Here is a 21,853-nt window from a genome sequence, read left to right on the forward strand (position 1 = left end):
TGGCTTCTTCTTCCCCATGCTCTCCATGATGGACATCATCCTTACCGGGGCCGAAGCCCCTGATCAGGGGTGTCCGTCAAAGCGAATCAAGCCCACGCAAGTGCCAGATCGAGAAGACGGTCGGCGCGGTCATCCAGGGCCAGGCGCTCGCGGAAGTCCGCCAGCACGCTGTGGTGGAAGCCGGGATCGTCCAGCTCCATGGCCAAGGCGTACTTGAAATCGATACGGCAGCGGACCGCTTCCGCCGCTTGCCGGTCCGACAAGCCGAGCAGGAACTGCAGCACGCAGACGGTGGCCAACTGGGCGGGCGAGATGCCAGGGCGTCCATCGCGCGGGTACCAGCCCGCGAAGTCCTCGTCGCACCACAGCCCGTCCAGCCGGTCTCTGACCCACATCGCGGTCGTACCGCTCGGGTTGCTCGCCCGCGCGATCTGCGCGGTCAGAGACGGGACTTGCTCACCGGAACGGGGGCGGAGCGACAACTGACACCTCGACAACTGCATCGGTCTTCGATCAGCCCCGAGCATGCCCGCTGATCAGGCGGGCACACCGGGAAACTCCAAGATCCCCGGCAGAGTCAAGGTGAGAACAGGTGGGTGCTGCGGCCCCCGTCGATCAGCTGGGTCCACTCCTGGTGGAGCATGCCCGCCAGCGAGTCGTAGCCGCGGCGGCGGAACTCACGCTCGACGGCCGCGGGGTCCCATTGCGCGCTGCCGGTGTGGAAGTCGAAGCGGACGTCATCGGTTGCGGTCTCCAGCACAGTGACGTGCCAGCTCCCGCCGGGCGTGCGGGACGGGTAGGTGAGGGCCAGGAGCGGGGCGCCGGCCTCACGGGCGGCACGCAGGGCCGCGTGGACGGGCGCGCCCAGCTCCGCGACGGGGACGGACGGGTCTGGCAGGTAGCGGCTCATGTCATCGCTCCACGGGGCATCGGTCCTTTGCCGGTCCAACGATGCCGACGCCGTGCCGTAGCGGCCCCGCTGGTGGATGTGACCTGTTGTCGCTGGCTGGGGTGTTTTTGGCTGTTTTGGGTGTTTCTCCCTGGGTCGGTTGGGCCGGTTTCCGGGGGTGGGGGTGGGTTGGCGGGGGTGCGTTCGGGGGCTGGTTTTGGTTGCTGTGTGTGTTTGTGTCCGGGTGGGAATGTGGGTTTCCCGATGTTTTTCGACGCCGTTTCAACATCGTTTATACGGGCCCTTTTCTATGTGGCCGCGTCGGGTTTTCGGTGGTGTTATGCGTTGGATTTTCCGGGGGGGGGGGTGCCCGGTGCTGCACTCGGTACGGCTGGTGCTGCACCGGTGCTGCACCCTGCCGCTGCACTGGTGCTGCTCCTGTGCCGTTGCGGTGCGTGCGGCGGCTGTGCGCGGGTGTCTGCGGTGCGGTGCGGGGTCTGTGGGCGGGTTCCTCGCGCGGGGCATCGAGGGGCGGTGCTGCGCCGGCTTGATGGCTCGCGCGTGGCGTGGAGTCGACGCCGCCCCGTCGCTTGATGCCCCGCGCGTGGCTTTGAGCGGGGGTGATTGCGCGGCAATCAGCCGGCTGTCCGTGGGCTGCTGTTGGGGCCTCGCTGTCCCCGCCGCTCCGCTGCTGGGCCCCGCTGCGTGCTGCTGTGCCGTGTGGCCGGGCCTGTTCCAGAAATCTGGAACGGGCCTGGAGCGGGGGGTGTCGGGCGGTGTCCCAGCCGTGTCCTAGCTCCGTCTCAGCTGGTCTGTTAAGTCCGTTGTGCTGGGACGGTCCCAGGCTGTTTCTCCTGGTGGGGGCATTGCTCGTCGGGTGCTGGGACAGGCTGGGACAGGCGCCCGGGGTCGGGTCGCTTGGGTCGCTGGGCACCGGCCGCCGGGGCGCCGTCCAAGCCGCCCCTTGCCGGGTCCTGGCCGCCGTCCTGGTCGGCAAGGGCCAACAGGAACGAGTACGCCGCCGAGATAGCTCAGCGACTATGAGCATTCCCAGAAGAAGCGTCCTTCGCGGTGATCAGGGCTGACGAAGGCAAATCCGTGCCCGTAGCCGAAGTTGAGGAAGTACGGGTCGTCCTCAGCTTCGCCAGCGTCGCTGATCTTGAAGAGGAACTGCCAGGGGGACTCGACCCGCGCGTAGCAGTTGGGGTAGCAGGCGGCACCACCGAAGTAGTCGTGCAGATCTTCGCCGCCAGGAAGCTCGACGTCAGGACCCTCGCCACGCATGCTCCGCTCCCATACGGCCTGCTCATCGATCGAACGGTCGACCTCTGGCGATACCGGTTGCAGGTCGACGTGCCACTCGACAGGGATCTCCGACTCGTCAGGCCCCCAGCGCCAGAGCGTCCGCCCGTACGTTCCCGGCGGCCCGATGACGGCGAAGGAGGGGATGCGGCCGCCGGGCTGAATCAGCAGCACGCCGTCTCCGGCCTCCGGGTTCATCCCGCCCATGATCTGGTCCTCCTCGTCGAGGAAGAGGTAGGCCATGCGGAACTCGTCGCCGGGAATGGGGAACTGGCCGATGAACACCAAGGGCGCGTTGGTGCGCGGGTCCACAGGCCAGGTGGGTTCGGACAGCCAGACCGGATCGCCGCCGAGCTTCGCCACCGGATCGGTGATCGGTCCCTCGGGCACCCGAAGGACCATCTGCCGGCGCGGTAGGAAGGCAGCATCGTACGGCCCAGCCGCCTGCCCTGTGGGACGCGTGATCATGCCGTGGACCTTACGACACCGTGCTGACGAACCTTCGCCGACCACCGCATTCGAGGAGCTGGTGCTGATTCAGCACCACCGAATTTCGGAGGCCGCCAGGCCCCACCACGACCCCAGCACGACCCCTCCCCGCTGCGCGCGTTGGTCTGCTACGGCTTGGTGCGCGCGGCGGCTGCCCCGCTGTACCTGGGTCGGCGGCCGTCGGCATGGGTTCAGGGGCTGTGGTGGGTGGTGTGCCCGGGCAGGGGGCCGTAAGCGGCGCAGAAGGCGCAATCACAGCTGGTCATGGAGTTGGCCTGGCAGTGGGCGGTGGGCCAGTACGGGGACGCGCAGGGGCCGGGGTCGACAGGGGTGTCGTCGCTGGGCAGGGTGCGGTGGCACCAGCCGCACTGGATCGCGGCCGGCACGCCGGCCTGACGCAGGCACCGTGCCGCGCGGGCGGCGATGTCGAACGGGATGTCCGACTGGACGGTGGTGGGCGCGCTGTCCAACAGCTGTCGGCTGCGCCACAGGCTCAGCCCGGTGACCGTGCGGACCGCTTTGAGGGCCGTCGGGTCGTGAGGGGAGTTGCCGGCCAGCAGGACTGTGAAATCCGGGTCCTCCACGGATGCCCCTCGTCGGTCGGAGTTGTGCCCGGTGCCGGTCGATCGTCCTGGCAGGCTGTCAGGCCACGGGTTTTCGCTTCGCCGGGGCGGCGGCCTGGTCGGTCATGGCACCAGTTCCAGCATTGATGCCGGTGGCAGTGACGGGGTGGCGGCGGCTGCTTCCACCGTCTGCCAGTTGTCGTCGGTGAGGAGTTCGACGATGACCGCAGGCGGTAGGGCCGGATGACCGGCGGCGATGGGCCTGGCCTGCTGGTCGGTCAGGCACACGAGCAGGGCCGGGGCCGTCGCGTGGCGGTGGCGGGCGATTTCGCGGAACGCTTTGTGCACCGGCGGCCGGTATCGGGCCAAGTCCTCTAGCAGGGCAGGTGTCGCGTCGGGATTGGCTGCCACCTTCGCGGCGACTCGCGCTCCGTGCTGTTCGACCATCGCCCGCAGCCGGGTTTCGGAGAGCCCTGGGTGCGGTGCGATGGATTTGACCACTTTGGCGTCGGGGTCGCGGGCCAGCGCGTCGCGGATTTCGGCCGGCAGGTCGCGGCGCTGGGCCAGGAGCATCCGCACGGTCGCATCCGGTGAGGCGGCCAGCTCTTCGACCTCGGCCAGACAGGCCGCGGCGATGCGCGGCAGCAGGGGCGAGCCGAGCCGGGTGACGCCGGCAAGGTGGGCGAGGACGTCGAGTGGCAGGCGCGGGTGGTGCGCGAGCCGGCGCTGGACGTCGTGGCCGCGGTCGGTGGCCAGGGTGCGGATCAGGGCCTCGTCGATCGCGGGATTGTCCGCGAGCCGGGCACGGACCCAGGGGACGGGATCCTCGGCGAGTCGCGCGTGCACCTGGGGCGGCAGGTCGGGGCGGGCGGCCAGTTCCTGGCGCAGCAGCACCGAGGGGTGGTCGGCGAAGAGCGCGGCGACGGCTGCGGGGGTGGCCGGGTTACGCAGGGCCGCCTGCTGGATGTCGTGTACGGCGGACTCGTGGGAGCCCTCGCAGGCAGCTCCCGGCGGCAGCTCGCAGTCGGGCTCCGGACAGAGCGGGTCGTGGACGAAAGGGGTCGTCTTACGGTCGCAAACCAGGCAGGACCGAGCCGCGGGCAGCCCTTCGCCGGTCAGCAGCGCCGCCAGTAGGGCCGGTGGCGTCGCCTCGTTGGCCGCCGCCGCGCGGCGGACCTCGGTGTGCGGGTGCCGTGCGAGCCGGGCGGCGAGGTCCGACCTCGTCCACAGCGCGAGTTCCTCGACGACCCGCACCTGCGGGTCCGCGGCGAGCGTCAGCGCCACGTCCGGCGGCAGATCGGGGCAGGCGGCCAGCTTCTCCCGGTGTTCCACCAGGGGACCGGTGGCGAGCAGGCGCCCCCACAGCGGCCTGCCAGCGCCTTCTTCGAGCAGGGCGAGCGCCGCGCGCGGCTGTACGGCGGGGTCGACGTCGGCGGCGCTGAGCCGGCCCTCGTACGCGAGCCGTACCGCGGCCTCCTCGAAGCGGGAGGCCAGCGCCTTCACCTGTGCACGACTGAGGTCCGGGCGGCAGGCCAAGGCCTCGGCGAGGTCAGCGTCCGCCACCGCGATCAGCCGGTCGACCAGTTCGCAGGGCAGAGCCAGGTTGGCGGACAGCCCGTACAGGACGTGATTCACAGGCGAGCATCCTGCCCGACGCACGATCGGACGGCTCGTGAATTTCGGCGTTGCCGACCACGACACCGCCCTCCAGCACGCACTACGCCGTGAGCGCCACCACCGGGACATCGCTGCCGGCCCCCTCTCGCTGCGCCGCGGCCTTGGCCTGTCCTGGGGATCGCTTCGATGAGGGCCCGGCGGACGACCACCGTCCTGGAGATGCTGTCCGCCCACGTCTGGCGCGGCGCGTGGACGACCGGCCGCACCAGCCAGGCACCGGTGGGAAGCACGGCCAGGTCGTGCAGCAGCCCCCGCACGATCGACCGGGCCACACCGACGGGAGCCCCCGTCTCCTCGTCCACCGTCACCACCCCCGCCGGCCTCTGCCCCAGGCTCTCCTCGGTCCGGCCGCGCTCCGCCCACTGCACCACCAGCCGTGCCGCCAGGCCTTTGCCCGCGCCCGGGTAGCCTTCGAGGCGGGAGCGGCCCACGCCAGGTGGCCGAACTCGATTGCGCAACAGGGAGGTTGGCGCCGCGCGGGGTGGGCATGGCTGATCCGGGGGCCATGGGACCGAGGGGGACGGATCCAATGCGTACGACCATGCCTGCGGGCGGACCGGACAGACCCGACGCGGCCGGGACGGGGGTTGCAGACCGATTGGGGGCGAGCCCGGCCCACCGGGCGGCACCGCGCCGGGCCCGGGCCGGTCTGGCGGCCCAGTTCGTCCTGCAGTTCCTCTACATCCCGCTGGGGATCGCGCTGGTGTTCGCGTTCCTGTTCATGATGGTGGCGGGCGGCGGCCCCGGTGGCGGCGATGCCGGCGACTTCGTCGGGGCCGTGGGCGGGATAGCGACGGCCTCGATCTCCTGGCGGCGCCTGCGTGTCGAGTGGCACGGCAGGCCCGAGGACTGGGAGCAGTACACCGAAGGGCTCCTGCGGAAGCGTTTCGCCTCCGCGGAGAAGAACAGCGGCTGGGAGCCGTCGAGGCTGCCGCCCGGCGGCGTGCGCCTGGCCGTGTCGTACCTGTGGCGCCCGAACTACCGCGGCCTGGCGCCCATCCGGGTCGAGCAGTTGGCCCGGCGGCACGGCTGGTCGGTGGACTGGGGGAGGAGCAGCTCGGCGAAGGGCGAGCTGTGCTTCTACCGGCTCGTCCCGCCCCCGGCGCAGGCCGGCGTACCGGATCCCGCCGGGCCGCAGCCGGCGCCCGGCGCCCCGTGGGGCCCGCTTCGTTGCCGGGTGCTGCTGCCGCTGTTCACCCTCGTGTTCTGGCCACGGGTCCGGATCCTGGAGCTCCTCCGCAGCCCGAGACTCTACGAGCGCCACCTGCGCAGGCACCTGGCGAAGCTCTTCCGGACCGAGCTGGCGCGCGAGCGTACGCGGGACAACTACCGGTACGACTCGGTGGGCCGGATCCTGCGCCGGGTCGCTGTCAAGCCCCGGCACTACCGGGGGGCGGGTGCCTGGGCCGTCCTGCGGATCGCCGCCGAACACGGCTGGACACTCGACCACTCCTTTCCCGCCGACCCGTCGGGAACCCTCCATCTCTGCCGTCTGGAGGAGCGCACCCGGCGCAGCCGCTGACCCGGCTGTTGAACGCCTCGGGCAGCACCAGGCCCTGGGAAACGTCATGGCGCAGAGCCCCCGGTTCAGCAGTGCCAGGGAATTCTGCACGGAGACGATCGCCGCAATGTGCGGTGCCGCTTTGCTCAGCATTCCGCACCTGCCCGCATCCGCCCGGAGCGGGAATCGAGGAGGGAACGGGTGCCGGTCAACGGGATGAGGCGGGGCCTGCTGGCCGCGTTCGCCTCTTCGGCGGACCGGGCAACGCGCCGGTGCGTCGGCCGCCGGCGCTTTGACCACCGTCCGCAGATACCGGGGGAACGGGACGCAGACAGCGGGATATCTGGCATAGAGTCGGGATTCGCCCTGGGGAGGGGGTTGGTGATGGGATCGTTGGGGAGGATCGGGCTGTGGATGATGATCACCGGTTAGGGGTGGCGGCGTTGTCCGGACTGTCCGGACGACAGGCACGTGCGGCGCTGGCCCGGGAGCTGGCCTGGTGGGGCGCGCCCGTCCTGGACGACCCCGGCACGGGCGAGCTCGCCTGTATGGCGCGCTCCTGCGCGAGCGAGCGCTCCCGCGCGGCGGACCCCCGCATGCAGGACGCGAGCGCTCTCCTCCACCGGGCCGCGGACGCCCTGGACGCGGCCGACCGGCTGCGCGGCAGCCTCCGACCGGCGATCAGCCACCACCTGCGCCACGCCTACCACCTTGCCGCCCGGGCGCGCGCCCGACTGACCGACCAATCGCCCCCGCTCCCCGCAGGGGCAGTGGGCGCGTCGACGGGGCGGACGACAGGAGACGGCCGGGCCGCCGCTGGGAACTCGCCACCGCGGATGCGCTGATCGCCGAACTGGGACAGGGCCTACGCGCGCCGCAGCAACCGCGTCGGTTTGCTGATTGGCGAATCGGTCCTGCGGTGGCCTGGCCGGGCCGTGTCGGCGCCGGTACTACGAGTGTTCGACGGTCGAGACCTCAAAGGGACTGACCACGGGATAAGCGCGGGTCTGCCGCGCGCAGGTCGTGCGGGGTCCCTGGGCGCGGTGCGCGGCCGACGGACAAGCGCTTGGGCACGGCCGGTGGATCGGCAGTCGTGGTGCTCCTAGCCGTTGACACACCGTCAAGCAGCGTCAACGATGCCCGTCATGCGTCTACTTCGGCAACTGCGCACGGATCTGCTGGCAGGGGAGAACCTGGAGATCTACACGACGGCACTGCTGTCCCTGGTGCTGGCCGTCCTCGGGGTTCTCGGTACGGTCGGAGGCGACGTGCTGGCCGCCGCCACGCTCGCAACGCTCGCTCTGCTGGCCGGCGGCATGCTCGGCAGCCGCAGACAGGTGGCGAAGCTGACCGCCGAGGTGCGCGCCCGCGGCAAGGGCGAGCTCTCCGTAGCGGACTTCCTCGGCAAGGGCAAAGCAGACCTTCCGGAGCAGGTGCGTGCCGCACAGGACATCCGGATCGTCGGTGTGACGCTGTCACGCACGCTGCGCGACCTGGTCGACGAACTCCAGCGCAGGGCAGTGGGCGGCGCCATGGTCAAAGTGGCACTCATCGACCCGGCCGGTTCGACCGCCGACGAGGCAGCACGGCGCAGCACCATCCCCGACAGGGCCGAGATGTACCGCAACCGGCTGCGCTCGTCCGTCGACCTGCTCCGCGAACTCGCCGAGACGCCCGGCACACAGGGCAGGGTGGAAGTGCGCTTTCTCGACTTCGTCCCGGCCTTCGGTCTCATCCTGCTCGACCCGCTACGCCCTGGGGGCCGCATCCACGTCGATGTCTACTCGCACAGTTCGGCCAGCGGGGATGCCGTCTTCACCGTTCTCCCGCACCGTGACGGCGAGTGGTTCCAACACTTCCAGACGGAATTCGACAGCATCTGGGAGCACGGCCGACCGGCCGACGCATCGGATGGCTTCGCCCCCGTGGTCGCGGGGGTGTGAGCTCCGCCCTCGACACCGAACGCTGTGACTGAGCGCTTCACTTGGCCGGTTGAGTGTTGACCGGGCAGGGTAGCGCCGGATTTGGGCCATTGAGCCTGGTTTGAGTGATTTCGCCCGGACGCCCAGGACATGTGGTGTCCTGGGCGCCATGGACGACGTACACCTACTCCACTGGCTCGTGCCAGGCGGCAACGAGATCGTGGAAACGCCAGAATCGGGCGCCCGGAACAGTCTCACCACTGACCGTCTCGCCGTTGAGCCAGCAGATGTCGAAGATCTCGGTCTCGGTGTCGAGTAGGCAGCACACGCCACCGGTGGCGGCAGTGAGGTCGGTGAACACCTTCCTGACGCTCGCAGACTCCACGAACATCCGGCTCATGCCCGAGGTAGCCGCAGTGAACTGCAGCGACGCGAAGTTCGGGTGCCATGCGGGCGAGAACCTGACAGTCAGATAGATGTACCCGACCGACACTCGTCCCAGCCCGTCGACCCTGTCGGAACCGCGGAGGAAGAACTCGCGCATCGCGTCGTCGACGCCGATCACAAGCGAGGTGTCCAGCTCGAGCGTGCCGCCTGCTGAACAGTCGACCGGTTCGCTCTTGAAGTTCGAGGTGAACGGCACGATCAACTGCTCTCCGCCCGGCAGGGTCACCGGAAGCGGCGGCGTGTCGCGGCCTTGCGGGGCGAGCTCGGCCAGCCGGATCAGTGCCCTCACAACGTTCCGAGGGGGCATGAAGATCTCGTAGCTGTAGTCCAGTCCCATACCGCCGCGCCTCCCCTGCCCCGAACCGGCATTCTTACACGGTAGGGACCGGCCGCCCAGTTGATTTTGGGGCGGCCGGCTTCATCCGGGCGCGGTCGGCAACGGGCCTGAACTCAGCGACACGGTGCGCCCAGGGCCGGCCGAGGCCACCAGCGGTATCGCCGACCTCTACCGCTGCCAGCTGGAACGGCGTTAACAGGTGCAGGCGTGGCCCAGCGAAGTCGTCGAGCCGGCCCCTGGCGTCTGCCTGCGCAGGTCATCCTGCTGAGCGCCGTTCGGCCACAGCTCCAGGTCCGCGAGCCCCTCGCTCTGGTGAAAGGGGAATGCGGCGGTGGTGCACCTGGAACTGACCGCGCGGCGTCGAAGCGCCCGTGGCCGCCGACGCTCACGCCCGCTCACAGCCCCGCCAGGCCGTCGGCGCCCGCCCGGGTATCCCCACCCGGCCGGTGGCGCGAAAATCAGCCTGTGCCAGTCTCCAGGCACACCCAATTGCCGTACCGTGACCGACGACGAAGTGGAAGAGAGGACTTGATGAGCGCCCAACCCGACCACCTTCCCGCCGCGCCACCCCCGCCGTCCCCGCGTGCCGCCGCCCAACTGCTCACCCGCATCCGCGCCGAGCGGCCCGAGCGGGCCAAACGGTGGCTGCCGGCCTTCGAACGCGACTGGGCCAAAGCGCTGGAAGACTCCAGGCAGACCTACGACCTCTCCCCACTGCACGACGTCGTCCGAACCTGGCAGGCCCGCCTGGACAGCGCACCCGCAGTCGACGAATTCATCGCCACCGGCATGGACGACGACGACGGCATCGACCTGTCACAACTCGCCGGGGACAACCGGTGAGCAACCACACGTGGCCCGTCCGGCTGTCCCCCCACGCAGGCAAGACCTTCATCGAACTCCCCGCACATGCCCAGCAGATGACCACCGACCTGCTCGACATCGCCTCCCGCACCCCCTGGGGATGGCCCCAGTGGGACACCACCGACCCCGAGGGCGAAGACATCCGCTGCGCCTCCATCGGCCAGCTGAGCCTCGTCTACCTGGTCAACCGAACCCGAGGACGCCTGCACGTCATCGACATCGTCTGGCTCGGCTGACACTCACCCACGCGGGTCCCGGGTGCTCCGGCCAGGTCCGTTTCCGACGGCCCGAGCTGCAGTGCGGCATCCCGACACGCCTCCGCGACTCCTGCCGGAAGCCAACGCCAGGTTCTGGGCGAAGGTGGTGAACATATCCGCGCGGGCCTTGCCGCGTGCCCCACGCACAGCGACAAGGAACCCAGCCAGCAGGACGAGCGCGCGCAGGCGTGCCCGCGCGTGACCGAGGCCGTGAAGAGGTCCGTGGGACTTACCGAGCCGCCTGGGGCGTGAGCCCGGCGCAGCCGCTGACCGATTCGTGGCTCCGGTCGCTTTGGTCGCTGCGTCCGTGTTCCTCGGCCAGGTGCCGAGCCCTGAGCTGACGCTGAGCCGGGCCATCGCCTGGACGTCGTCCGCCGACCGCGGTCTGGGCAACCCGAACTACGACGACAGTATCGGCGATGACCTGGTGCACCTCACCGGGACGGGCATCCCCGACGCCCAGGCCCTCGAACAACGCGGCCGCCCTGCCACGGATGTTGTCAACGGCGAACTGCTGCTGTCCGCGAACCCACCCCTCACTCTGCTGCGCCTGGCCCCCGCCGGGGTCTCGGCGCAGCAGGGGGACGGGCGCGGGTGCGTGCACTGGCGCGGTTGGGCGGCGAGGCTGGGTGCGTGAGCATTGTGAGCGGGGACCCGGTGAGCTCTGATCAGGTGTACGCGGCGCTGGTGGCGTTGAGGAGGGAACCGATTCTCGACCCGGATCTGTGGCCGGACGGCCCTCAGCAGGATGACTTGCGCAGGCTGCTGGGTGTCCTGCTGGCCGTGGTGGAGCTGGAGATCACCGCTACCACCCGGCTGGGAAGCGACCAGGACACGGATGTCGCCGAAGTGCTGCTGGGGTGGAGCGACCAGGTGGGGTCGACTCCTGGCCTGTTCGCCAGCGTGCTGGCCAACCGCCTGCAGCGCACCGCTGTCCAGCTCATGGGACTGGACGAGGACGAAGAAGAAGGAGGAGGAGAGACGTCGCCGGGCCGTATGGCGTCGTCCATGGCCGTGGTCGCCGCGGCGGACACTCTGGACGCCGATCTGAACTTCCAGTCCGGTGACATCGACGGCGTCCGGCAGGCGCTGGGCCGGGCGGAGGCGTCCGTCATTGAGATCCAGCAGAGCATGCACGACCTTCGGGTGGCCATCGGCGACGCGCAAGAGGAATGAACCCGCTCCCGGACAGACCGGGAGGACAGGGCCCCTTGACCGGCCGGGCCCGGCAGAACGCATCCCCGACGCCCGCTCTGCGGGTCCGGCTCGCTGCTGGTCGGGAGACAGCCCCCCCTGGATCCGCCGGGAGCAACCCTGGGGGTAGCGCGGCGGTGGCACGCACAGACTGGTACAGGCCGGTCCGTGTCCGAACCCCCGAGCGGGCAGCGGACCGGTGCCCTCATCCACTCGCCGCTTCCCGAACCGCCGACAGCCCTGCTCGCCCGCTGCTAGAGCGCTGCCGGATGGCATGCTCGCGGCCGAAAGCCTGCAGGTCAGAGCCCTGGCCATGGGCTGATCGGCGGGTCTGGCATTCCCGGCACGGCGGCCCCACCACAGTGCCCACCGGGCTGCCGAGCAGAGCAGCCGCGCCTCCTGTCGGCGTTGCTGGCCTCCCTTCGGCCGGGCCCGCGTGGAACTCACCCCCCTCGTTCCCGGGCCCGGCCGTCTGCGCTTTCCGTCGTACGCACTCCCGTCGTTCAATCGAGGTGTGCAATCCATGTTTCACGGGTTTTTTCCATGAAAAACTAGTATCTTGCGTTGTATGGTGTTGAGTACGTTGGAGACGCTGCGGCTGACGGTGGCCGCGATCAGGCAGCGCACCGGGGAGAGCCAGCGCGAGCTGGCCGCCGCCGTGGGGCTGACGCAGGACAAGGTGTCCCGCCGCCAGTCGGGGGCGCAGCCGTGGTCGCTGGATGAGGTGGACGCTCTGGCTCGGCACTGGGGGATGGGGCCGCTGGATCTGCTCGCCGGGCCCACGCACGCTGCCCAGTGTCTGGTCTGGCCTCCCGGTACCGCCGCCCGCGCAGCCGCAGCCGCAGGCGGGGGTGACGGGTGAGTCCCGCTGATCCGAGCCGGCCGAACGAGGCCGCCCGCCTCACCCAGCAGCTCCTGGACCAGGGTTTCACCAAGCGTCAGGTCGCGCGGATGCTGGGCCGTGACGCCTCGCTGGTGTCGCAGTTCTTCACCAAGGGCAAGGGCGCGGCGTTCGTGAACGCGCTGCGCCAGGTGGTGCGGGCGGTGCGCGGCGGTGAGCGCGACCCCGAGGCGTTGTCCGGGATCGCGGCTGAGCACGTGGAACGCCGCCGGACCAGGACCGGCCAGAAGGCGCGGGTGCGTGGCAAGGACGTCGTCGGCGCGCCCGGCGAGTCGATGGCCGGCCGCGCGGGCAGGCAGGCGATCCGCTCCGGCGCGAGCCACCTCGCCCCGGTGGTGCACGCGACGGGCCAGGCCGGTGGCCGCCTGGCGTTCACGGTTCGGATGCGCGCCGATCAGTACACGATGTCGGCTGGCTCGATGGAGGACTCCCCGGGCCTGCGCCGCGGGTTCGTCCCGCGCGCGGACGGCACGGAGGAGCGAACCTACGGCAGCTCCTCCACCGGCGGGTTCGACGCCGCCGAGTGGTCCCAGCGCGTCGCCGACCACCACGGCGACGTCACCGAAGCGATGCGGGCCTGGCTGGTGGAGACCGGCCGCGCCGTCGAAGACGCCGACATCCAGTACCTCGAAGTCCGCGGCTGGATCCCTGAGGAGAACCAGTGAGCACCGAACGAATGTCCCGCCGCCACAGCCCTGCCGAGCGGGAAGAGCTGCGCCGCGAGGCCATCGAACTGAAAGACAGCGGTCACACCATCATCCAGATCGCCTGGAACTTGCGGCTCTCACCCAAAACCGCGCGACGGCTCCTCACCACAGCCACCCACGACCCCCAGACACCCGACCCCGACCGGCCCGCTTGGTTCACCGGCTCCGACGAGAAGCTCGCCCTGCTGCGCCGCGCTGGCGAGGCGCGCGGCGTGGTCCTCGACCCGGCCACCCCGCCCGGCCAGGCGGACGCCGAGGAGCTGACCGACGAACTCGCCGACATCCTCCTCAGCGAAGACTGCTTCGACGCCGACTGGGAGATCACGCCGTTCGGCGACCTGGTCGAGAGCCTGATCGACGCCCTCAACCGCTACGCCTACCCGGACTGACCCCCGGCCTGCGCACAGCCGTCTGCCTCCGCCGTCCCAGCGTCCGAAGGAGAAGTACCGCCGTGGACACCACGACCACCACCGCTACCGATGCTGCTGTGCTGGCCGGGTCGCTGCCCATCCCCGCGCAGCCGTCCGCTGGCACCGCCGGGGTGAACCCGTTGCCGCTGCACGGGTTCCAGAAGGACGCCGTGGCGGCCGCAGTGAAGACCGTGAAGGCGGGCGGTCGCGCGATGGTCGTTGCGGCGACCGGCTCCGGTAAGACCCTGATCGCGGCGGGCTGCGCCCGGCGCCTGGCCGCGCGTGGTGTCGTCCTGGTGCTGGTGCCGACGATCGAACTCCTGGAGCAGACCGCCGAGGCGTGGTCGCTGAAGGGTGGGCGCCGGGGCCTGGCGGTGGCGGCGTGTTCGCGGGAGGAGGCGTTGGAGAGTGCGGAGGCCGGCGGGCGGATCCGTGCGCAGGTGTCGACGCAGGCCGCGCGGATCGCCGACCTGGTCGCCTCGGCGAAGTCCGGTGAGCCGGTGACGGTGTACGCGACCTACGCGTCTTTGGAGCGGATCGTCCAGGCCCACCAGCAGTTCGGCCTGCCCGCCTGGGACCTGGTCGTCGGCGACGAGGCGCACCGCACCGCCGGCTCCGACGGCAAGGCCTGGGCCGCCGTCCACGACGACGACCAGGTCCCCGCCGTCCGGCGGCTGTACTTCACCGCCACCCCGAGGATCGCCGACGACCGGCGGGCGAAGGACGGCCTGGCCGACCTCGGCGCCGACGCTGCGGCCCCCGCGGACGGCGTCGAGCAGCTGCCCGCGTTGTGCTCGATGGACGACGAGAGCATCTACGGCCCGACCGTCTACACCTGGACGCTCGGCCAGGGGATCGAGCACGGCTACCTCGCCGACTACCGGGTCCTGGTCCCCGTCGTCACCGACGAGGACCTGCGCGACCTGCTCAACCTGCCCGCCGTCGCCGACCTGCGCACCCAGCGCTCGAACGAGGACCTGCTGCGCCTGGCCCTGCAGGTCGCGGTGCTGCGCGCAGTCGCCGACCTGGACCTGCGAAGGGTGATCACCTTCCACTCGCGGGTGGCCGGGGCGCGGGAGTTCGCCGCCGACCTGCCGGCGGCGGCCGCCCTGTTGAAGGACGCGGACCGGCCGGAGCGGATCTGGGCGAAGGCCGTGGCCGGCACCGACCGCCTGCGGGATCGCCGGGCGGCGTTCGCGGAGTTCAAGGCCCACACCGGCGAGGACGGCGAGGAGTGCGGCATCCTCTGCAACTCCCGGCTGCTCACCGAGGGCATCGACGTGGCGGCCGTGGACGCGGTCTGTTTCGCCGACCCCAAATCGTCCGTGATCGACATTGTGCAGGCCGTCGGGCGGGCGCTGCGCCAGTCCTACCGGCAGGGCAAGGTCTCCTGGGTCATCATCCCCGTCTACCTCCCGACGCCGATGGTCGGCGACGACGGCACGGCGGCCGCCGACCCGGCAGAGGTCCACGACGCGGGCGCGGCGGTAAAGGCCGAGGCCGACGCCGAGATCGAGGCCTCCAGCTTCCGCACCATCTGGCGGGTCCTGCGCGCCCTGGCCGCGCACGACGCCCGCGTGGTCGGCCGGATCACCGAACTGCGCGGCACCCGCTCCCAGGGCGCCGCGCACACCACCACGGAGGCCTCGGCCGAGGGCGAGGCGGGCGAGGGCGAGCAGCAGCCGGCGGTGGAGTCGCCGGTGGACTGGCTGCGGATCGACGCCCGCCGTCACGCGGCGCGGATCCTCCAGACGGTGAAGCTGCGGGCGTTCAACCCGCGGGCGACCGAGTGGCAGCGCATGCACGGCCTGGCCGCCAGGTTCCACCTGGAGCACGGCCACCTCGACCCCACCGACAAGACCCGCCACGCGGAGCTGATCTCCTGGCTCGACCGGCAGCGCTACCTGAACGGCCAGGGCCTGCTCGATGCCGCGCGGGTCTCGGAGCTGGACGCGCTGGGCATGATCTGGTCCAAGCACGCGAACGCCTGGGAGCGCGGCTACGCCTACGCCCACGCCTGGGCCGCCCACCACGGCCACCTCGCCGTCCCGGCGACGGAGAAGCTGGACGGCTACGCGGTGGGCGCCTGGATGCGCCGTCAGCGCAAGGCCGCCAGCCTCACCGTCGACCAGGCGGCGAAGCTGGACGCGCTGGACGAGCTGTGGCGCCTGGAACCGGACTGGAACCGCTCCTACCGGCGCCTGCTCGCCTACCTCGCCGCCGGCGGCACCCTCGACGGCCCGGCGAACCGCACCGGCCTCGGCGACGACCCGGCGTTCCGGCCCGGCACGTGGCTGCGCAAGCAGGCCACGGCCCGCGCCGACGGGAAGCTGACCGAGCAGCAGACCGCGCTCCTGGACGCGCTCGCCCGGCATGCCGAGACCGTCACCGGCTGACCCCGCCTCGGCGCCTCCCCTCCCGGCCACGGCATGCATCTTGTGGGTGGCCTTGTCAGGCGCCTTGTGAGGGGCCTTGTGAGGGGCCTTGTGGGTGGTCTTGTAGGCACACAGCCATCCGGTCGGGCGCGGCATCACCGCAGGTTAGAACCCCTTCCAGGTGGGCCGGAAATACCGACAACCCTTTCCCTGCCCTTATGCCTTGGGTGGGGGAGGTGGTCGGTCGGTCCGGTTCGGGGTTCGCGCCTGCGGCGGGCCGGTGGTTCTTGTGCGCGTCCGGCGAAGCCGTCCGCGCCGGCCGGCCGGCCCGCGGGGTGGTCCCATTGACTGTTCGATCCAGTGCCTGTTTGCGGTGCTGAGGCGCCCGGCGGTTCGGACCGCGGGTGAGGTGTGTGGGTGGTCCGTGTTCGGGGCGAGGTCGGGCGGGTCCAGCGGGCTTTCCACCAGGCGAGCCGGTCGGCGGAGTCCTGCGGGAGAATCAGCTGCATGGCGATGGCGAGGAACGCCAGGACCGAGCTGAGCCCGACCAGCCACCACGGCGCGCCGGCGGTCGCGGACACGATGGTGCCCAGGCCCGGCAGCATGGACGCTGCGGCCGTCCGGCGGTGAGCCACGGTCTTCGGTCGGTGTGATCGTTGATCCATGGCTTCACGGTCGACCGTGGTCCGGTCTTGCGGAAGTGGAAAGCCCCTGTTCCCGGGCACTGGCAATTTCTGCATCGCGACGGGGTGGCACAATTCCTGGAACGGATGTCAACTGCCAAGCGGGGAACGGGTGGAAGGCCAAGCGAACAGCGGCGGGGACAGGAACAAGGCGACCACCAGGGCAGGTCGCGACTACGCGTCCGCGCTGAGGACTGCTTTTGGCGAGTGTGTCGAAGCCGGTGGTGTCACGCAGGAGCAGTTAGCCAGAGCAGTGGGGTACGCACCGGCGACGGTCTCGCGCTACCTGTCCGGCCACAGGACCGCCCCGGAGCAGTTCCTGGACGGCTTCCTGGACTTCCTGAGCGACCATGGCACTCCGATCGACAAAACACGCCGAGGGGAGCTGCACGGCTTGCGCCGCGCGGCCCAGGCGGCGGGCTCCGCCTCCGAGCAGGTTCTCGTCTTGCAGGAGTTTCTGGAGCAGGCGCGGTCCAAGGTCAGGGAACTGGAGTCCCTCCTGCGGGACGAACGGGTGGGACACGCTGAGGAACGCCGCGTGGCAGCCGCCGACCTGCAGACCAGGATCACCGCCCACCAGGCCGAGGCCGAGCGGCTGTACCAGCTCCTGGAGCGCGAGCGGAGCGAACGTGCCAACGAGCGGCACGCCGCGGCCGCCGAAACCCAGGCCCTCACCGCCAGCATCGAGCGCTCCGAGGCCACCCGAAACGCCCTGGAGAAGCAGCTGGCCGAGCAGCGCGGCCAGCTCGATGCCGCCGCCATGCTCGCGCGCGGGCTGCACACCGACCTCGAGCACGCCGACAGACGCGCCACCGCCGCCGAAGCCCAGCTCGCCACCGTACGGCGGGAACTGCGCACGCTTCGCCGCCAGGTCGAGCGGCTCCAGGCCGAACCGACACCGGCCGGCGCCGTTCCCGACCCGGAAATGCTGGCGACCGCGCAGGCCCGAGTCCACTCTTCGCAGCAGCGCCACGCCGGCGCAGGCCGGCAGACCACCCGCCCCGTGCCCCCGCGCGGGCGCGAACGAGGCGGCCCCGGCCCTTTCCGCAAGCCCCGGCGCCCATTGGTCTCCGATACCCCGCAGCGGATGGGACGGGCCGCGGAAACGGTCATGGGGGTGCTCGCCACCACGGCCATAGCCGCACAGCTCGGCACATACCGGGCGATGGCATCCTCTTTGGACTCAACCCAGTCCCTGCCAGCCCACGTCGGCAAGGCAGCGCTTGTCATATTTCTCTTAGGCTTCTTCATCGCTCCGCTCCTCATCCCCCTGACCGAAGCGGCCCTCGCTCCCCTCACATGGGAGGACAACCACTGGGATGAGTTCGGGGACTACTTCTTCATCCGACCGAAGCCGGCAAGCGCGGGTGAGCGACTGCGCCTATGGCTCACCCTGTTCGTCACGAGATCACTCACCAGGGGCCCCACCCCGAGCCGCGTCTTCAACACCATCAAAGCGGCCGGTGCCGCGGCCGTCCCGACGGGCGTCCTCTGGGGCGAACTCAGCCGCAACGCCGGACAGCTGATCACCCGCTTCACTTCCCTGGCCCCTTGGATCATCCTCGGCATCGCCGTCCTCGCCCTGCTGCGCTGGATCGCCGCGCTCATCCGTAGCTGGTAACCCGGCAGCTGCCACTTCTGCCCGCTGAAGGCAGTCCGCGCGTTGGGCACTCCGTTACCGGACTGCCCCGGGTTCCCGGTCGGGGCTGCGCCCGGACCTTCGTTGCCCGGGCCGTTGTTGCTCGTGTCCTCGCTGGTGAGGATCTCCCTGGCCTGGCCTGGCCTGGCCCGGTTCGGCCACCAGCGTGTCCCAGGCAAGAACCCGTCGCACGCCCTCGGTCGACTCGAGCAACACCTGGTCGATCAGCTGCCCGCCATCGACTAGGACGCCGTCCACGAGGTGGTCAGTGAATTGGGGCCTTTGTGGCTGGGGAGGTGAGCCAGCCGGCTTGGGTGGCGCGGACGCCGGCCTGGAAGCGGCTGCGGGCGTCGAGGCGTTCCATGAGGTCGGTGGCGATGCGGCGGGCGGTGCGGGGCGAGACGCCGAGGCGCTTGGCGATGGCGTCGTCGGTGTGGCCGTCGGCCAACAGGGTTAGGGCGGTGCGTTCCTGGGTGGTGAGCCCTTGTTCGTCGGGCCGGGCGGCGGTGCCGAGTGGGTGGGCGTGCGCCCAGACGGTCTCGAACAGGGCGCACAGCGCGGTCAGCATCCCCTGGCCGGTGAGCACGACGGCTCCTGCCGCGGTGTCGTCGCTGTGGACCGGGATGACGGCGGTGGTCCGGTCGACCACGATCATTCGGGTCGGGAGCGCGGGCGCGGTGCGGACCTGGCCGCCGTGGGAGGCGAGCCAGTTGACGTACTCGACTGTGTGCGGACTGTTGCGGACGCTGTCCAGGTAGACGGTCCGCATCCGGATGCCGCGCCCCAGCAGGTCAAGGTCAAGCGGCTTGGCGGCCTCGATGTTCTCGACCTTCTGCCCGCCGTCGGGCGCGAAGGTCATGACCTCCTCGCGCACCTCCCGGGTGAGCACGGTGAGCCGGTCGCGGATCTGGTCGAGGCCGGTGAGCTGCTCGACGTCGGGGTGGTTCCCGGCCGGCCGGAGATCGGCGTACTCGGAGATCAGCTGCGCGGCCGCGGCGCGGGAGGCTTCGATCCGCAGCTGCTGCGCGGCGAGCTCGGCCTGCTGGCGGGCCATCAGGATCTCCATCCCGATCTCGGGGGAGACGGCCCGCAGTTCGCCCTCGCGGTCCGCGGAGGGGCGCAGCAGGGCCAGTTCGCTGAGGGTGTCCAGAGCATGCCTGATCTGCTCCTCCGGCAGGGCCAGGCGGGCGCCGAGGGCGCTGACCCCTTCCTGCGGATGGGCGAGCATCGCCCGATAGACCGCTTCCGAGACCTTGTCCAGGCCCAGTGCCGTGAGCATTCCCTGCCCCACCCCCGTGAAGAACCCGCGTTCGAACGCACGCGATCATTCCATATCCGCGAGGATCGCGGTGATCGACCCCGTGGACGGTTCCGGCCAAGGCCTCAACCGTCCCGGGCCATCCCCTTCACGCCATTTGCCCAGTTCGGCACGCTCGGTCCATGTACCTCGTTCACGCCGCCTTGCAGCCGGTCCCGCCCGGGCGTCCACTCCCCGCTGATGCCCGCGAGCTCCTGTGGGCCGCCGTGCGCCCGGAGGACCGGGTCGAGCACGTCGTCGTCCACCCGGAGGCCTTGCCGGATCCGGTGCTCGGTGTCTACCTGCTCGCCGACTCCCTCGCCGCCGCCGAGAGCCGGACCGCCGGGTTCTGCCGTCGCGCGCTGGCGACCGTGCCCGAGTTCGCCGGGTGGACGGCGACGAAGGTCGCCGCACCGCTCGTCACGCCGTTCTACGAGCGCCTGCTGGCCGCCCCGGCCGGTCCTGGCCGGAACGGTCCAGGGACGCTTCCGTCCAGCTGGGAACCCTTCCACCCGCTCTGACCAGCGACGAAGCTAGTGGTCGTCGGAAGGGGGCACCGCCCGGACGACAACCGGAGAGAGCGTCACCGCGGGACGCCCACACCGGAAGCCCACACCACCACCGTCGCACCCGAAGAGGACACCACCATGCTCCGCACCGTCACCGCCAAGGCCACCGCGGTCGCCGCCCTCGCCCTCGCCGTCCTGGTCCCCGCCGTCGCCTCCCAGGCGGCGCCCTCCCAGCCGGTCATCACCGCCCAGGCCGACAACATGATCTGGGGCTGACCTCGCGTCCGGGCCGCGGCGTCCCGCCGACCGGCTGCTCCTGCAGGGCAGCCGCCCGGCCCTCCTGACCGGCCCTCCTGACCGGCCCGTCCCCGTCGCGACCCACGCCGCGCTCCTCCCGCTTCCGGCCCGCACCCGTTTATGACCGGGGCCCCGAGTCGCGCTGCGCCACGCCACGTGGGGCGGCTGCTGCACGAGGACGCAGGCCGACGGGTTCAGCGGCCACCTCTCGCGGACGAACCGCGGGCACGCAGAGTGCCCGCCGAGACCTTCTCGCCGGTGCGCCACCGGCACCCCATCACCTGATCTTCCCGCTCACAGACTTCTGGAGTCATGTCATGCCCAAGACCACCATTCGCCGTGCCGCCGCGCTGAGCGCCGCTGCCGCGTTCCTGCCCGTCAGCCTCGCTCTGGGCGCCTCACCGGCCTCCGCCAGCGTGGGAAGCTCCATTGCCGCCACTGCGCAGGCGAACCTCGGCGACATGGCCTGCTCGACGAACAGCGCGGGGGGAAAGGGCTACTACAGCAGCTGCACGGGCGGCCCGGAGGCCTGGTGTGCGGACTTCGCCAAGTGGGTCTGGGCCCAGAACGGTGTCGACGTGAACGGCCTCACCCCCGCGGCCGGCAGCTTCGGCCGTTACAACGGGGGGCTGCACAGCACCCCGCACGTCGGTGACGCGATCCTGTTCAACTACAACGGCGCCGGCTACGCCGACCACGTCGCCGTGGTGACGGCCGTCGGCAACGGCACCGTCACCACCATCGGCGGCAACGAGCACGGCGTCTCGGGCAACTGGTCCGCGACCTCCATCGTCCAGCAGTCCACCCACAGCTCGGCGGTCGGCTACAGCTGGGGCGGCCAGCGCATCAGCGGCTACGTCTCGCCGATCGGCGGCAACGACGCCGGCAGTGGCGGCACCCCGGCCCCGACTCCGGCCTCGCCCAACCACGTGTACGACAACATCCGCTTTGCGAACGCCACCTGGCAGGGTGCCGCACTCGCCGACGGCGGCGCCGACGTCTCCCAGGTCGCCAACGCCTCGCTCCCCAACGGCGACACCCACGTCCTCACCCTCGTCGGCGGCTCGGTGTACGACAACGTCCGCTTCGCCAACGGCACCTGGCAGGGCGCCGCAGTCGCCGACGGCGGCGGCCACATCGACCAGATCGCCGCGGTCGGCATGCCCAACGGCGACATGCACCTGGAGACCCTGTCCGGCGGCGTGGTCTACGACAACATCCGCTTCGCCAACGGCACCTGGCAGGGCGCCAAGGTCGCCGACGGCGGCGGCTCGGTGGGCGCGATCTCCGTCGCGGCGCTGCCCAACGGCGACATGCACCTGGTGACCCTCACCAGCGGCTCCGTCTACGACAACGTCCGCCACGCCGACGGCTCCTGGCAGGGCGCCCAGGTCTTCGACAACGGCGGCTACGTCTCCTCCGTCGCCGCGGTCGGCATGCCCAACGGCGACATGCACGTCGAGACGCTCAACAGCGGCTCGGTCTACGACAACGTCCACTTCGCCAACGGCACCTGGCAGGGCGCCAAGGTCGCCGACGGCGGCGGCTCGGTGGGCGCGATCTCCGTCGCGGCGCTGCCCAACGGCGACATGC

Annotated in this window: 24 protein-coding genes; 17 read left to right on the top strand and 7 right to left on the bottom strand. The window is 70.9% G+C overall.

Annotated features, from left to right (window positions below; translation table 11 throughout):
• Positions 1–86: 86 nt before the first annotated feature.
• The 5 genes from ACFV1W_RS34610 to ACFV1W_RS34630 all read right to left on the bottom strand — a co-directional run bounded on the left by ACFV1W_RS34610 (position 87) and on the right by ACFV1W_RS34630 (position 4,878).
• Positions 87–503: a transposase gene (locus ACFV1W_RS34610; protein ID WP_380421234.1), complete on the bottom strand. Its 417-nt coding sequence runs from the start codon at positions 501–503 to the stop codon at positions 87–89.
• A gap of 74 nt (positions 504–577) precedes the next feature.
• Positions 578–910 carry a hypothetical protein gene (locus ACFV1W_RS34615; RefSeq protein ID WP_380421235.1) on the bottom strand — a complete coding sequence of 111 codons (333 nt, stop codon included), beginning with the start codon at positions 908–910 and terminating at the stop codon, positions 578–580.
• 1,017 nt (positions 911–1,927) lie between these two features.
• Complete coding sequence (locus ACFV1W_RS34620; RefSeq protein ID WP_380421236.1) at positions 1,928–2,659, bottom strand: hypothetical protein; 732 nt, start codon at positions 2,657–2,659, stop codon at positions 1,928–1,930.
• Between the two features lie 212 nt (positions 2,660–2,871).
• The gene (locus ACFV1W_RS34625) at positions 2,872–3,264 is read right to left on the bottom strand and encodes a ribosomal protein L7/L12 (RefSeq protein ID WP_380421237.1); all 393 of its coding nucleotides are present in this window, start codon (positions 3,262–3,264) and stop codon (positions 2,872–2,874) included.
• Positions 3,265–3,366: 102 nt separating this feature from the next.
• On the bottom strand, positions 3,367–4,878 hold the full coding sequence (locus ACFV1W_RS34630) for a hypothetical protein (protein ID WP_380421238.1): 1,512 nt from the start codon (positions 4,876–4,878) through the stop codon (positions 3,367–3,369).
• 168 nt (positions 4,879–5,046) lie between these two features.
• Here ACFV1W_RS34630 and ACFV1W_RS34635 point away from each other — a divergent pair, with 168 nt between their 5' ends.
• The 4 genes from ACFV1W_RS34635 to ACFV1W_RS34650 all read left to right on the top strand — a co-directional run bounded on the left by ACFV1W_RS34635 (position 5,047) and on the right by ACFV1W_RS34650 (position 8,364).
• On the top strand, positions 5,047–5,328 hold the full coding sequence (locus tag ACFV1W_RS34635) for a hypothetical protein (protein WP_380421239.1): 282 nt from the start codon (positions 5,047–5,049) through the stop codon (positions 5,326–5,328).
• 190 nt (positions 5,329–5,518) lie between these two features.
• Positions 5,519–6,442, top strand: coding sequence for a hypothetical protein (locus ACFV1W_RS34640; RefSeq protein WP_380421240.1), 924 nt, complete (start codon positions 5,519–5,521; stop codon positions 6,440–6,442).
• 389 nt (positions 6,443–6,831) lie between these two features.
• Complete coding sequence (locus ACFV1W_RS34645) at positions 6,832–7,266, top strand: hypothetical protein (RefSeq protein WP_380421241.1); 435 nt, start codon at positions 6,832–6,834, stop codon at positions 7,264–7,266.
• A gap of 300 nt (positions 7,267–7,566) precedes the next feature.
• Positions 7,567–8,364 carry a hypothetical protein gene (locus ACFV1W_RS34650; RefSeq protein ID WP_380421242.1) on the top strand — a complete coding sequence of 266 codons (798 nt, stop codon included), beginning with the start codon at positions 7,567–7,569 and terminating at the stop codon, positions 8,362–8,364.
• 163 nt (positions 8,365–8,527) lie between these two features.
• Here ACFV1W_RS34650 and ACFV1W_RS34655 read toward each other — a convergent pair whose 3' ends face one another.
• On the bottom strand, positions 8,528–9,127 hold the full coding sequence (locus ACFV1W_RS34655) for a hypothetical protein (protein ID WP_380421243.1): 600 nt from the start codon (positions 9,125–9,127) through the stop codon (positions 8,528–8,530).
• A 531-nt stretch (positions 9,128–9,658) separates the two neighbouring features.
• Between ACFV1W_RS34655 and ACFV1W_RS34660 the strand changes: the two genes are divergently transcribed.
• From ACFV1W_RS34660 to ACFV1W_RS34705, 10 genes are all read left to right on the top strand, one after another.
• Complete coding sequence (locus tag ACFV1W_RS34660; protein WP_380421244.1) at positions 9,659–9,970, top strand: DUF6247 family protein; 312 nt, start codon at positions 9,659–9,661, stop codon at positions 9,968–9,970.
• Entirely contained in the window at positions 9,967–10,227 is a 261-nt protein-coding gene (locus tag ACFV1W_RS34665) for a hypothetical protein (RefSeq protein ID WP_380421245.1), read from the top strand. Before ACFV1W_RS34660 ends, ACFV1W_RS34665 begins: the two co-directional genes overlap by 4 nt.
• Positions 10,228–10,570: 343 nt before the next feature.
• A complete protein-coding gene (locus ACFV1W_RS34670) occupies positions 10,571–10,885 on the top strand; it encodes a hypothetical protein (RefSeq protein WP_380421246.1) in 315 nt (104 codons plus the stop codon).
• Entirely contained in the window at positions 10,882–11,424 is a 543-nt protein-coding gene (locus ACFV1W_RS34675) for a hypothetical protein (protein ID WP_380421247.1), read from the top strand. Before ACFV1W_RS34670 ends, ACFV1W_RS34675 begins: the two co-directional genes overlap by 4 nt.
• A 586-nt stretch (positions 11,425–12,010) precedes the next feature.
• Complete coding sequence (locus ACFV1W_RS34680) at positions 12,011–12,304, top strand: helix-turn-helix domain-containing protein (protein ID WP_380421248.1); 294 nt, start codon at positions 12,011–12,013, stop codon at positions 12,302–12,304.
• Positions 12,301–13,008 (top strand): helix-turn-helix domain containing protein, encoded by a 708-nt coding sequence (locus tag ACFV1W_RS34685; RefSeq protein WP_380421249.1) that lies wholly within the window; start codon positions 12,301–12,303, stop codon positions 13,006–13,008. Before ACFV1W_RS34680 ends, ACFV1W_RS34685 begins: the two co-directional genes overlap by 4 nt.
• The gene (locus ACFV1W_RS34690; protein ID WP_380421250.1) at positions 13,005–13,439 is read left to right on the top strand and encodes a hypothetical protein; all 435 of its coding nucleotides are present in this window, start codon (positions 13,005–13,007) and stop codon (positions 13,437–13,439) included. Before ACFV1W_RS34685 ends, ACFV1W_RS34690 begins: the two co-directional genes overlap by 4 nt.
• 62 nt (positions 13,440–13,501) lie before the next feature.
• Complete coding sequence (locus tag ACFV1W_RS34695; RefSeq protein WP_380421251.1) at positions 13,502–15,856, top strand: Helicase associated domain protein; 2,355 nt, start codon at positions 13,502–13,504, stop codon at positions 15,854–15,856.
• Positions 15,857–16,342: 486 nt separating this feature from the next.
• Positions 16,343–16,465: a hypothetical protein gene (locus tag ACFV1W_RS34700; protein WP_270150517.1), complete on the top strand. Its 123-nt coding sequence runs from the start codon at positions 16,343–16,345 to the stop codon at positions 16,463–16,465.
• Positions 16,466–16,630: 165 nt separating this feature from the next.
• Entirely contained in the window at positions 16,631–18,139 is a 1,509-nt protein-coding gene (locus ACFV1W_RS34705) for a helix-turn-helix domain-containing protein (RefSeq protein ID WP_380421252.1), read from the top strand.
• Positions 18,140–18,422: 283 nt separating this feature from the next.
• Here ACFV1W_RS34705 and ACFV1W_RS34710 read toward each other — a convergent pair whose 3' ends face one another.
• Positions 18,423–19,436 carry a LuxR C-terminal-related transcriptional regulator gene (locus ACFV1W_RS34710; RefSeq protein WP_380421253.1) on the bottom strand — a complete coding sequence of 338 codons (1,014 nt, stop codon included), beginning with the start codon at positions 19,434–19,436 and terminating at the stop codon, positions 18,423–18,425.
• Between the two features lie 161 nt (positions 19,437–19,597).
• Here ACFV1W_RS34710 and ACFV1W_RS34715 point away from each other — a divergent pair, with 161 nt between their 5' ends.
• The 3 genes from ACFV1W_RS34715 to ACFV1W_RS34725 all read left to right on the top strand — a co-directional run.
• On the top strand, positions 19,598–19,975 hold the full coding sequence (locus ACFV1W_RS34715) for a hypothetical protein (RefSeq protein ID WP_380421254.1): 378 nt from the start codon (positions 19,598–19,600) through the stop codon (positions 19,973–19,975).
• A gap of 126 nt (positions 19,976–20,101) precedes the next feature.
• Positions 20,102–20,239 (top strand): hypothetical protein, encoded by a 138-nt coding sequence (locus ACFV1W_RS34720; protein WP_380421255.1) that lies wholly within the window; start codon positions 20,102–20,104, stop codon positions 20,237–20,239.
• A 338-nt stretch (positions 20,240–20,577) separates the two neighbouring features.
• Positions 20,578–21,853: CHAP domain-containing protein (locus tag ACFV1W_RS34725; RefSeq protein WP_380421256.1), on the top strand; the 1,276-nt coding region annotated here is incomplete at its 3' end.

It is taken from the genome of Kitasatospora sp. NPDC059648 (genome assembly GCF_042734825.1).
Lineage (GTDB): Bacteria > Actinomycetota > Actinomycetes > Streptomycetales > Streptomycetaceae > Kitasatospora.